The organism is Nocardia arseniciresistens (genome assembly GCF_046764875.1).
Classification (GTDB): domain Bacteria; phylum Actinomycetota; class Actinomycetes; order Mycobacteriales; family Mycobacteriaceae; genus Nocardia; species Nocardia arseniciresistens.
In genome coordinates, this window is the sequence record NZ_JBKORD010000025.1 from 78,115 (window position 1) to 90,859 (window position 12,745).

At 64.2% G+C, this 12,745-nt stretch carries 7 protein-coding genes; all 7 read right to left on the reverse strand.

Annotated elements, in window-relative coordinates:
• Positions 1-73: 73 nt before the first annotated feature.
• Positions 74-1,327: a ComEC/Rec2 family competence protein gene (locus tag ACLMAJ_RS34710; RefSeq protein ID WP_412018126.1), complete on the reverse strand. Its 1,254-nt coding sequence runs from the start codon at positions 1,325-1,327 to the stop codon at positions 74-76.
• Positions 1,328-1,334: 7 nt separating this feature from the next.
• Positions 1,335-3,245, reverse strand: a complete 1,911-nt coding sequence (locus tag ACLMAJ_RS34715; RefSeq protein WP_412018127.1) for a gluzincin family metallopeptidase — start codon at positions 3,243-3,245, stop codon at positions 1,335-1,337.
• Positions 3,224-4,267: a DUF2235 domain-containing protein gene (locus ACLMAJ_RS34720; protein ID WP_412018128.1), complete on the reverse strand. Its 1,044-nt coding sequence runs from the start codon at positions 4,265-4,267 to the stop codon at positions 3,224-3,226. Before ACLMAJ_RS34720 ends, ACLMAJ_RS34715 begins: the two co-directional genes overlap by 22 nt.
• Before the next feature lie 368 nt (positions 4,268-4,635).
• Complete coding sequence (locus tag ACLMAJ_RS34725; RefSeq protein WP_412018129.1) at positions 4,636-7,542, reverse strand: UPF0182 family protein; 2,907 nt, start codon at positions 7,540-7,542, stop codon at positions 4,636-4,638.
• Positions 7,543-7,874: 332 nt separating this feature from the next.
• Entirely contained in the window at positions 7,875-11,156 is a 3,282-nt protein-coding gene (locus tag ACLMAJ_RS34730) for a protein kinase domain-containing protein (protein WP_412018130.1), read from the reverse strand.
• A 207-nt stretch (positions 11,157-11,363) separates the two neighbouring features.
• Positions 11,364-11,564: an isochorismatase family protein gene (locus tag ACLMAJ_RS34735; protein WP_412018131.1), complete on the reverse strand. Its 201-nt coding sequence runs from the start codon at positions 11,562-11,564 to the stop codon at positions 11,364-11,366.
• Positions 11,565-12,147: 583 nt separating this feature from the next.
• Positions 12,148-12,738 carry a TetR family transcriptional regulator gene (locus ACLMAJ_RS34740; protein WP_412018132.1) on the reverse strand — a complete coding sequence of 197 codons (591 nt, stop codon included), beginning with the start codon at positions 12,736-12,738 and terminating at the stop codon, positions 12,148-12,150.
• Between the last annotated feature and the right edge of the window lie 7 nt (positions 12,739-12,745).

The window sequence follows — 12,745 nt, forward strand, 5'->3', positions numbered from 1 at the left end:
CGGACGGGCTTACAGTGAATATGGCTTCCAGTGAATATGGCTTCCGCACGGACTATGGCAGCAGGGATGCGGATCATGACGCTGTGAGGGTCACCTCGGTCCAGATGTCATCCTTCACAGCGATCTTGTTGGGGACGGGGTGAGGGGATATGTCGGCTCGGATGACGGTGTGGTCGTGATCTGCGAGCGAATCGAGAAGGGACTTCTTCGGGATCGTTTTTGCCCATCGTTTTACGAGGCCGAATGGGATCATCGCGTATCCGTCTGTCTGCCAATCGGTTTCGATGAAACGTCGGGGTGTGGCATTGTGTGAACCGTGGTGTCCGACCTTGTACAGGGATACATCGGAAACCAGCGCGACGTTTTGCGCGTCGGAGAGTACGTGCTCCCATGCGCCCTGTTGCGCGTCTCCGGGGAATAGCAGCCGGGTTCCCGAGATGTCGAGGACGAAGAAGACGCTGGTGTTGTTGACCGCGTTCTCGAGGATCGAGGCGGCGCGCAGCAATCGGTCGTCGTCGGTGACGAGTTCGTCCAGGTGCAGATCCGCCTTCGCCTGGGGCAGCCTGCCCGGCAAGGGATTCCGCGCGATGTAGCGTGGGTTGAACAGCGGTGTGGGCGTGTCGTCGGTGTCCGTGGCGGTGCCGCCCCGGACCAGCGGCCATGATTGCTTCGCGGGCGGATCCATTCGCCCGAGGAACTGGGTATCGCGCGGTGGCCCGAGGATGTGTGCGACGAGCCCGACGCGATCCACGGCGATCGTGTTCGCCGTCTTCTTCTTGCTCGGCAGGAACCGAACCCGATGCGGTGCCGCGAACCCTTTCTGGTTCCTGCCGAGCAGCCGATCGGTCGCGGCAGCGTTTCCCTTCGAGTTCAGCGCGAACGCGCGTGCCTGTTCGACGGCCGCCGGGATGCGGTCGAGTTGATGAACGCGCCGGTCGACGAGCGCGGCCAGGCCGTGCGCGGCATCGTCCTGCCCGCTGCGGATCCGTCGCGCGTCCGCGTCGTCGGGGTCCTCGACAAACGGCACCCACACCTCCTCGACCGCGACCTGCTCCCATTCCGCGCAGGCGAATCCGGTGATGTGATCGGCGTGGTGATGGGTGGCGACGACGACGTCGAGATGCGGTCGGTGACCGGGATCTGCCTCGGCGAGGTCAGCGATGATCGCCCGCACAGAGTCACGGATCGGGCGCGCCTGGCCTTGGCTGTGCACGCCGCAGTCGACCAACATTCGCCACGTTTCGTGCTTGCGCCGGACCGTCACGGTGAAGGCGTCGCCGAATCCTACGTTGTACATCCGCACAGCAATCGTTGTCGGCGTTGACATATCGCACCTACTGACCTGTTTCCGAGTGGATCGCGGCGAAGTCGAGGCGGTGAATTGCGTGCTCGGCAGTCCATGCGCTCAGCGCGTCATCGGCTTCCAGTTTGTCGAACCATTCCCGCATTGCGGCGAGTCGTAGTCTGCCCGCTTCGTGTAATACCCGTGCGGCATTGTCGTCGGCCGAGGACTCATTGCTCAGCGGCAGTGGCTTCGCGATGACATAGTCCACACTCCCATCGGCGCTGACGACGAGGGCCGTACCGGCGCGGATCACCGGCTGCTTTCCCTGCGTTGATTCTTCGAGGTCGGCGCGGCGTTGCAGGAGTTGTATGGCCAGTTCCGGACGCGGTAGCCGATCACCCGCCAGCCGGTATGAGACGTGGATTCCTTCGCAGCTGATGGCGAAGTTCGGATCGAGCCCGAGTTGCGGTGCGTTCGAACGAGCCCATGCGGTGAGGTCTTTGGCGACTTGATCGAAAACGGAACGCCGCGTCTGGGTGTCGGCCGAACCGGCGGAGCCGTTGCCGTCGTGCAGCGCGGGTGTGCGTAATTCACCGGGGTTGCCGATCGGGTCAAGATCCTTCGACGCGGACAGGATGACCCTGGACAAGTCCACCGGATGATCGCCGTCGCTGAGGTTCAACCTGGTATCCGGCTTCTGCCAGATCAGCGCCTCGTCGGTCAACGAGGCGACGCTGATCGGCCAGATGCCGCGCTGCCGAAGCGCCTCTACGAGACTGCTGCGCAGATGTAGCCGGTCCTCTGGATACAGGCCGCGATCCGCGGTGACGATCGCGCGGACCACATCGCCGAACGTCACGTCGATGACCGGGAGATAGTCGAATCCGCGCACGACCATTCCGAGAATCCGGTCCGCGGTCTTTACCGCCTCGTCGGCGAGCCGCGATACGAGGTCCGGGTGCAGGCGACCCGCCGGTAACATACCGGTTCCGCCGGTGGCGATCCGCAACAGGTCCGCGATCGCATTCTGGTAGGCGTCGAGATACGCGTCGAATACCGCCGCCACGAAACACGCGCCCCGCTCATGTGGCTCCTGTGCCGCGCGAAATCTGTCCGGCGTCCGGTTCGGGTCCTTTATCGCCGAACGCAGCGCGGCGCCGCGACCGGTCGACTCGCCGAATTCCCTGGCCAATTCCAGCAGCCCCGCGCTCTTCTCGAGTTGTCCCGAGGTGTTCGCGATTGCCTCGAGTACTACATCCCGGTGTGCGAAGTGCTGGAACAGGGCCATCAAATCGGCAACGGCCTCGTGCCAGGCGAAGACATCCCGGTTGGTGGATTCGTTGTACAGCCGCCGAATTCGATGCACGATCGCGTGCGTCACCTCATGCGCGACGATGTCACTCGACAGGCAGGTGAAGATGACCTGGCCGGGGAGATTCGCACCGGGGTTCTCGGCATCGGCTTGGTAGTAGCCGAATAACACGGCGCGGCGCCGAGGATCGAAATAGGCGTTCCGCCCATCGAAGGCGTGCGGGACCAGGCGCAGGATCTGGTCGCCGTGCCACCGGAATCGACGTCCCATAAATCGTTCGAATCGTTCGATGACACTCATCGCCACCGCATATACGACCTGTTGATGCGCCCGTGGATCACCCTCCGCCGGACGAATTCCGTCTTGCGCCAACACAAATGGATCGTCGAGGTCGACCGGCTCGTACCAGGCCTCGCGGCTGGCGTCGAAATCGACCACCTGCACGAGTCGACCGTCCGGCCCAGGGCCGCGGATACATTCGAAGGGGATGTCCAGCGTGAGAAACCGCCCGGACAGTCGAGTCGACATCGGGTCGAACGCGAAGGTGCGCAACCTGCGCCGGGCCGGCGGGCCGATTCCACTATTGCCGCACGCCGATGTCCGCAGGCCGGCCGCGGTGGTTGCCGCTACATGCGCAATCTGGTCCATTGTTCGTCCTCCCACCGGATTTCTTGGGGGATTCGTTTCCGATAGCTCGGGTCGGTCGTGCACCGGGTCCGCACGCTCGTGTGCACCCGGGCGCCTGGTGGGACCTTGCGTCGACGGTAGGTGAGCAGGGCCCAGATCCACCCCATCCGATGCACCCGGCCCTTCGCGTGCATCGGGTCGACGGCGCAGGTCCGAAGGTATGCCTCGGCTCTCAGCAGCAATCCGGACTCGAGTGCACCGTCCGCGATCCACTTCAACGCGATCTCGGCCAGCTTCGGATCGTCCTCGAATGTGCCACCGACGTCCGAATGGACTCCGGCGAACCATGCCTCGGTAAGAACCGGCTGGCTCCCCTTGGGCATGACCAGGTATTCCTCGTACGGACGGCGCTTCTCATCGATGGAAACGGCGTGCCATGCCTTCACCACGTTGGGCAGCTGCCTGGTGAAGGGCCACCGGAGTTCCCAGCGGAGCAGACCGGCCGCCTTGACCGTGTCCCATACGCCGAGGAATTCGATGGGAATCGAGAAGTCGCTGTGCTCGGACTTCGAGCAGAAGGTACCGGCGTACCGGCGCAACTCCGGCCAGTCCGTCGCTTTGCGCGTGTATGCGCTGACAACATATTGGACGAGGTTCTCGCTGCCCGGCCGTAAGAGGCCCGGCTCGTGCAGCAGTCCGGCCAGGGCGCGCGCGGTGTACGCACCGCGACTGAATCCGAATACGAATACTCGGTCGCCTGGTTGCCAGTGCTCGATCAAGTAGGAGTAAGCCTCGGCGAGATTCGACCGCAGCCCGCTGCCGACCGCCAATCCGAGTGTCCGCGAGAACCATCTGGCCGGGGGCGACCATGCACCCCGAGCGCTGAACGTGCCGACGCCCGGGTCGTAGTATGCGATCTGTTTCGCCGAATCGCTCAGGTCCAGCATCTCGAATAGGCGGACCACATTCGTGCTGCCACTGGCGCGGAGCTGATTACCTGTTCCGTCGAGACAGATGACGATGTTCTTCGATCCAGTGGACACAGCACGAGTGTGGGCTCGTCGAGTCGGCAAGTATCGAGTAGTGCTCTACCCGAATTCCCCCGCTGATCGTCGATCGGGGAACGAGTACGATTCTGCTGGTCAGGGTGGGTTTACTCACGACAGGTCAGCGCAAACCTGGGTTCTCGCGATGAACTCGGAATGTGGTGCGCGGATCGACCTTATACCGGGCGCCACGCTCGATCGCTCTGACCTGTTGGTCATGAATCAGGCGGGATTGCCTTGGTAACAACGGGCAACCCTCCTGCTTGGGAATGGCCATATCGTCCAGCAAGGTTACGTGGCAGCCGCTAGTTGTCATGGATCAACGGCGCCAAGCGTTGCACGGTGAAGAACGCGCCCCTGCCAGGTCATCGACCGGGCCGGTCGAGGTCGTTCAACTGCTGTTGGAGACGGTCGAGGGCGGCACGGATGGCATCCAGCTGTGCGTTGAGTTCGGCGATCTTCGCCTGGTCCACAGTCTGTGGGGGTTGCGCTGGTGCAGGCGCCGTCGGTAGTGGCAGGACGGGCTGCTGGTCTGGTGGCGGCGGGGCCGCGGGGCCGCCGCCGGGTGCGGTGGCGAGCCGACCGGTCCCGGCGCCGAACACTTGGTCGAGCGCCTCGGCAAGGGTCGGGGCGTAGCCCACGCGGACGCCGCCGGTGCCGGGGTCACGGTAGCTGACGAGCACCCGCGCCAGCTGCGGGAATGTCGAACCGTTCGGTGTTGTCGAGATCCGCTCGGTGAACAGCGGTTCCACGTAGAGCACGCCACCGTCGGCGATCGGCAGGGTGAGCAGGTTGCCGTACTGGATCCGGTTCGAACGCTCGAGCAGGGTTCGCTCGGACGCCACTCTGGTGTCGGAGATCATCGAGTTCTGGATCTGCTGCGGACCTTGAGTAAGGGTGTCGGTGGGTAGCTCCAGGATGCTGATCCTGCCATAGTTTTCGGGGTCGGAGTGGGCGGAGATGTAAGCGGAGAGGAATTCCCTGTTGAACCCGACCATCGCGCTGGCCAGCCGGAACGAGGGCCTGGCACTGTCCTGATCGCCGACCAGGACGTAAAACGGTGGCTGGTGCGGGTTGGTGTCAACGGTCGGGTCGCTGGGCACCGACCAGAAAGCGTTGGTGGTGAAGAACTCTCGCGGTTCGTCCACATGATATTTGGCGAGGACCTCGCGTTGGATCGTGAACAGGTCCTCCGGGTATCGGAAGTGGGCTCGTAGCTCGGCGGTGATCGACTCCTCGGGTTCGACGGTGCCGGGGAAGACATTCATCCACGCCGCCAGGACCGGGTCCTGCCGGTCGACTTGGTAGAGGGTGACCGTGCCGTCATACGCGTCGACGGTGGCCTTGATCGAGTTCCGTATGTAGGAGAGCTGTCCGGACCGCGTGTGGGGGTCACTGCCCGGCTCGAGAGCTTCGAGCGAGCCGCGTTTGGCGTACGGGTAGCCGTCGATGGTGGTGTACGCGTCGACGATCCAGACGATCCGGCCGTTCACGACGGCCGGGTAGGGGTTGTTATCGGTCGTCAACCACGGCGCGACGAGTTCGACGCGATGTCGCGGATCCCGGTTGAAGATGATCTTCGATTCGGGACCGATCGCCTTGGAGAAGATGATGTTGCGTTCGGTGTAGGTTGCGGCGAAGGCCAGGCGGTTGAGCCAGTTCCCGAGCGGGACGCCACCAGCGCCGGTGTAGGTGTATTTGGTGGTGTCGGTGTCGTACTCACGGGGTTCGGCGCCGCCACCGACGATGGCATAGTCCGGGCTGGCCTGGGCGATCACTTCGCCGTAGTAGACGCGGGGCTGATCCACCGGGATCACCTGGTGCCCGGATCCTTGGGAGGCGATATCGCTGACCGTGTAGATCGGGTATCCGCTGTTGCTGCCTGCGGCATCGCCAGCGGCATCGCGGACCGCGGCGTTGACACGGTTTGCCGGTGCGGCGACGAACCCGTTTCCGTGGGTGTAGACGGTGTGCCGATTGACCCAGTGGCGCTGGTTGCCGCTCAGCGCGTTCGGGGTCAGCTCGCGGGCTGCGATCACGTAGTCGCGCAGTTGCCCGTCGATGCGGTATCGATCCAGGTCCAGATTCGCCGGGAAGCTGTAGAAATTCTTCAGCTGTTGCTGCTGAGTGAACGTTCGCGAGAGCACGTTCGGGTCGAGCAGGCGGGCGTTGGCGATCGTGGTCACGTCTGCCGGAACGTCGGGCGGCGGCTTGGTGCCAACCCCGGGGTAGGCCTGGTAGTCGACGCGGTCGCGGCCGACCCCGTACGCCTGCCGGGTAGCCGTGATGTTGCGTTCGATATAGGCGCGTTCCATGTCGGCGGCGTTCGGGCGGACCGAGAGCTGCTCGACGGCCAGCGGCCAGGCGGCGCCGACCAGGATCGAGGACAACAGGAGCAGCGCGGCGGCCATCGCCGGGATTCGCAGGTCCCGAACGACGACGGCGGCGAAGACTGCCACAGCGCAGAGGACGGCGATCGCGACAAGAATGAGGCGGGCGGGAAGCACTGCGTTGATGTCGGTGTAGCCGGCGCCGGTAAACGTGGGTTCCTTGCTGCGGCTCGATAGCAGCGAGTATCGGTCGAGCCAGTAGGCGGCCGCTTTCAAGACGATGAATGTGCCAGCGAGCACCGCGAGGTGGACGCGGGCCGCGCGGGTGAGACCGGCCGCCTTTCCCGACAATCGCAGACCCCCCAGCAGGTAGTGCGTAACAAGGCTGGCCAGGAACGCGAGGACGGTGGCGACGAACAGCCAATTCACGATCAGTCGATAGAAGGGCAGATCGAAGACGAAGAATCCGACATCGTGTCCGAACTCGGGATCTGACACACCGAAGGATCCACCGTGGATGAACAGTTGGACTGTCATCCAACTCGACTGCCCGACAAGGCCGCAGATGAGGCCCAACACCGCGGCGGTGCCCACTCCGAACAGCAGCGGCCGCCGGATCACCAGCACGCGATACGGCCGGAGGCCCTCTTCTTCCGCGGACTTGGGTAAGAAGAGGGGGCGGAACCGGAACGCAAGCCACAGTGCCGCGAAAACGACGCCGCCGATGAACACCGACACCACGACGAACAGCGACACGCGTGTCAAAAGCACGGTGCCCCAGACACCGCGGAATCCGACCTCACCGAACCACAACCAGGTGACATAGACACTGGTCAGGCGGGGAATGATCAGCAGCGACACGACAAACACCGTGACGGCGATCAACAGCACCCGAGTGCTGCGATGCAACCGCCGCAAGCCGAGGACGTCGCGTGCGCTCATCTCCACTCCCGTGGCTGCGTCAGGCCGAACGGCGTACGGCCGACGCCAGACCGTCCGATCCGATTCTACCGGCGGTGGGTCGCGAGACCATGCCCTAGACACCCGCTGGCGGCTTCCTCGCACTCGAGCAAGACGCCTGGCAGCACACTTTTCGATACGACGTTCATGTCGACCGTTCGGGCGACGCGGGAGGCGCTCCTGGATCGAAAGGATCGTCCAAACGTGTGTAATCTACTTGATAAGCAACACATTTCGGTTACACGATCCCTGGACCCCACCGGGCGCGGCAAGACACGATGGGCGTTGAGGTGGGGATGGCTCACGTCAGTCGATCAGTGTTTGGTTTGGTCCACTGTCCAGGCCGCGATCTGAGCGCGGGAGTTGAATCCGAGCTTGGTCAGAATATGTTCGACGTGACCTTCGGCGGTGCGTTGCGCGATCACCAACTCGGCGGCGATCTGCTTGTTGCTGAATCCTTGGGCGACGAGGTCGGCGACCTGCTGCTCACGTTTGGTCAATTTCGCGGAGGCGCCCGACGCGGGGGCCGCATCGGTGGGTTGTTCCCCGAGCGCGTAAGCAATTGCGGCATCCATACCCATCACCTGACCTTGCCGAAGGGCCCCATCGAATCTGCGAGCGCCGAGAGTTCGACGCGTCGTCTGCTCGCATTCCTCGTGAAAGCGCGACATATTCCGCAGGACGGCCCGCACACTGTTACCCACCAGCCATTTTCCCTGGGCTGCCCCTAGTAGCACGGCCGCGCGCTCGGCGTTGCCCTGGTCGGCGGTCGTCCAGGCCAGCGCCTCGATACTGAACGCGGTGAACACCGGACTATTCGGCCGTCGGTTGATTCGCAATGCCGCCTCGAGCAACTGTTGGGCACGGTCCCGTTCGCCTTCCAGCCATGCGGAAACACCCAAGCCGCGCAACGCAGCAGAACGATAGAGGAATTCGCTCTGCTCTTCGGTGATGGAAAGTACTCGGCGGTAATGCTCGGTCGCTCGCGTCATCTGGCCGCGCAGTTCGTATGACCAGGCGAGGATGGTCAGGGCACTGATGTAGAGCTCTTCGGTCTGGTTCGAGCCGAGCAGCTCGACAGCTCGTTCCAGGGCAGAGGAGGCGTCGGCCGCTGCGCCGCTGGCGAGTGCAGTAATGCCGGCCGCGTAGGCGAGCTGTCCTTGGATGGCGGGGGTAGATGCCTGTTGGGCAAGCAGTCGCCCCTGCTCGAGAAGGGCGGCGGCAGCTCGGAAATCCCCCTGTGGCGCGGCAACCTCGCATGCGGCGCGAAGCGCGCCGATCCGGTCGGGTATCGATTGCGCGCCGGGGTGGGCGAGAACGCGGTCGAGCCAGGCTCGGCCTTCCCCGTACATTCCGCGAAGGCCCCAGAATTCGTGCAGCGCGGCGGCGGTTCGCAGCCCGGCTTCGGCCGCCTCATCGGTGTCCTCGGACAGGCAGGATTCGAGCGCGTCGCGCAGATTGGGTAGCTCGCGCTCGAGGCGGGCGATCCAGTAGGGCTGCCGGTCGCTGATCCACCCGGCTTGGGCGTCCAGCGCTAGTTGTTGGTACCAGTCGCGGTGCCGACGGCGCAGCTCGGTGTCTTCGCCGGACTCTCGCAGCCTTTGCCAACCGTAGTCACGCATTGTCTCGAGCATTCGGAAACGCACGATGGTGTGCGATTCCTCCCGGATCAGAATCGACTTGTCCACCAGGGAGGACAGCACATCGAGCGGGCTGTGCGGTGCCAGGCCGACACCGCATACCTGTTCTACGGCGTCGAGTTCGCAACTCACGGCGAACACCGACAACCGGGCCCACAGCCGCTGTTCGGCCGGGGTACACAGCTCGTAGCCCCAGTCGACACACCATCGCAGCGTCTGCTGCCGGGTCGGTGCGGTACGACTACCACGGGTGAGCAGCGCGTACCGATCATCGAGGCGTTGCAGAATCTGCTCGGGTGACATCGCGCGCATCCGAGCCGCCGCCAGTTCGATCGCGAGCGGCAGCCCATCCAGCCGGGCGCAAATCCGGGTCACGGCAGCCTTGTTGTTCTCGTCGAGTTCGAAGTCCGGCACGGCTGCTGCGGCACGGTCGGCGAACAGCGTCACCGCTTCGAAACGGGGCAGCCCCGTCAGCGTCGGCTCCTGGTCCTGGTCCTGGTCCTGGACCGTCAGCGGCGCCACCCGCAGCACCGCCTCCCCTGCGATATTCAACGCTTCCCGGCTGGTGGCGAGAATCCGCAGATCCGGGCAGGTCCGCAGCAACGCCTCGCTCAACTTCGCCACGGCTTCCACCATGTGCTCGCAGTTGTCCAGAACGAGCAATATTTCCCGCGAGCCCAGAAACTTGACCAGAACTTCGCGCAAACGACCGGGCGCCTCGTCCCGCAACCCCAGGGTGGCCGCCACGACATCGACCAGGAGCGCGGCATCGGAGACCGCGGCCAGTTCGACCAACCACACCCCGTCGGCGAAATCCCGCTGCGCTTGCGACGCGGCCCGCAGCGCCAGCCGCGTCTTGCCGACTCCCCCGACTCCGGTAAACGTGACCAGCCGGGATGTGGCCAGCAGATTCTTCACCGCCGACAACTCGGTGCGTCGGCCGACAAAACTGGTCAGCTCGAACGCCAGATTGCCACCACTGTCCATGGCGCCCGCTGCCGGCAGCGGGCGCCGTCCCCTCGTTGGTGGATCCCGGTGCCGACGCTCGAGAATCGAATCGGACTGTCGGCCCGTCTCACCGACCGAGAAGCCGTGGCGCTGCTGCGCCTGTCGAATGCTCTCACCCAGCCCCGCCGCAGAAGGGCGCTCGTGAGGATCGCGGCTCATCGCGGTTTCCACCAACGCCGACACGTCCTCCGGGATACCACTGCCCTGGAGGTCCGGCATCGGTTGGGTAGTGATCCGGACAAACTGTGCCACCACGTTCTCACCACTGCGACGCTGGAACGCGGCATGCCCGGTCAACGCACAGAACAGGGTCGCGCCGAGCCCATACACATCCGCAGCCGACGTCGGATCGTCCCCCTCGAGCACCTCCGGTGCGGTAAATGCCGGAGACCCGGTCACAACACCCACAGTCGTCCGGAACCCACCGGCAATGTGCGCGACACCGAAATCGGTCAACGCCGGCTCCCCGTACTCGGTGAGCAGAATATTCCCCGGCTTCACATCCCGATGCACAATACCGAGCCGATGCGCGCTCTCCAACGCATCAGAGATCTCCACCCCGAAATGCAGCACCCTGTCCAAAGGAAGCGCACCATTCTTACGGATCCACCCATCCACCGAATCCAGCGGATAATACGGCATCACCAGATAAGGCCGCCCGCCCTCAGTCGTACCGGCCTCCAGCACGGTGACGATGTTCGGGTGCCCGGTCAAACGGCCCATCGCGTGCTGCTCCCGCACAAACCGCGCCTGATTGTCTTCGTTCCATTGCGCGGTCAACACCTTTACCGCGACCGTCCGGTCCAACGCCGCCTGCGTGCAGCGGTACACCACACCGAAACCACCGCGCCCGATCTCCACGGCGTCCTCGAAACCGGCCGCAGCCAACTCCGCCGTGACGGACGTTGCCACCTCACAGTGTGTGCGCAGCGGATCGTCGTCGGTCATCGGCCGAGTACGATCCCACCGACAAGTCTTCGGTCACCAGGCCGCATGCACTTACCCTTCGCTAATTGCTAGCGTATCGGTAGCTGTCAACCGGATGAGACCGTTCAGGCTACGAACTCTGTGACGGTGTTCTTCTTCGCTGGTTCGTTGATCCAGGCTGCTGCCACGTCACCGTTCACAGGCGAGGCGTCCGGTACGCGACAAGACCTACACCGCTGCTACGGCGGTGAATCGCAGGCACACGTCGGCGGAGTATCCGATGAGATAGATGTGATCGCAGTCGTGGCCGCGGAGGAGATCGTCCGGGTTGGTGTTGTAGAACGCACTGAAATGATTCTTCTCCACAATGAAATCATTTGGCCCGCTTGACAATTGATCGACAACCTGGGCCAACTCGCCACCCCGCACCAGATTCGCACACCAACTCTCCCCGGTGCTCCACGCTTTCGGCCAGTCGACCCGGTCCTCCCCAATGCGACGGCACCTCGCAGCGTGGCGAGGAAGAACTCACCGCGTACGAGCAAGCCGCGCAGTTTGCCGTGGCGGAACGGCCAACTATCAGAACACCTTCGCCGCCAATACCATCCAACTCCCCCACCGCCAAATTACGGACCTGCTTGGTACGACTCACCGGGACAGCGACATCGTTCCGCGCCCGACGAAGGAGAGCCGCCAGCTACTGGCCGTGGCCGCCGATTACGGTCCCGCGCACCTCGCCTACCACGAAATGTTCTGGCCGCAGCGCGTTCCCGCTATTGCAATCGTCTCTGCCACAACCCCTTTCGACGCCTCCGGCGATGCCCAACTATGGAAGGCCAAGCACGGTTCGCCGGCGATGCACCCAATCGCCGACTCGTCTCGGCAGAACACAGTTCCCACGACATTCCCGTCGATCAACCGGATGTGGTCACCAAGGCAATCGAGGACATGATCGAGCAGGTTCACTAGATCCGTAGTTGCTCAATGCATTTCGGGTTGCACATCGACGTGGTCACGGGATGTCGAGCGCGGCCGTCGCCTCAGCGGTCAGGGTGAGTAGTTCGCGGAGCACATGCGCCGAGAGGTCGGCGAGCGATCGCTGCTCGCCCTCGCGGAGCCATTGCGTGAACGCGATCCCGAAGACGGTGGCGCCTGACTCGGCGGCCAGGGTGGCGGCGAGTTCGTCGACGCCACGTGCACGGAGGGCGTCGGCGAGGGTCGCGGCAAGGCCGGCGAGCTTGTGCGACTCGCGTTCCTGCAGTGCCGGGTTCTGCTCGATCACCGATTGTCGCGTGCGGGAGTGAGGCCGGCGCTCGTTCGGGAACAAGGACGCTGCGGACTGCAGGGCGCAGGCGACGATCTCGATCGGAGAAGCGCCCGGTGGTGCGGTGTCCACGCCGACGAGGAACGCCTGGACGAACACGTCCTGCCCATGGAACAGGACCTCACGCTTGTCGCTGAAGTAGCGGAAGAAGGTGCGCTCGGTCAGGCCGACGGACTGTGCGATCTCAGTGGCGGTCGTCTGCTCGTAGCCGCGGGTGGCGAACAGCTCGAGTGCCGCCTTCTGCAGCCGCTCCGGAGCCCCCGGTTCCCAACGTGACATGCGTCCG

Bases quoted from the DNA above. Each gene is read 5' to 3' on its own strand.
- ACLMAJ_RS34710 (WP_412018126.1), bottom strand. From the start codon at position 1,327: ATGTCAACGCCGACAACGATTGCTGTGCGGATGTACAACGTAGGATTC.
- ACLMAJ_RS34715 (WP_412018127.1), bottom strand. From the start codon at position 3,245: ATGGACCAGATTGCGCATGTAGCGGCAACCACCGCGGCCGGCCTGCGG.
- ACLMAJ_RS34725 (WP_412018129.1), bottom strand. From the start codon at position 7,542: ATGAGCGCACGCGACGTCCTCGGCTTGCGGCGGTTGCATCGCAGCACT.
- ACLMAJ_RS34730 (WP_412018130.1), bottom strand. From the start codon at position 11,156: ATGACCGACGACGATCCGCTGCGCACACACTGTGAGGTGGCAACGTCC.
- ACLMAJ_RS34740 (WP_412018132.1), bottom strand. From the start codon at position 12,738: ATGTCACGTTGGGAACCGGGGGCTCCGGAGCGGCTGCAGAAGGCGGCA.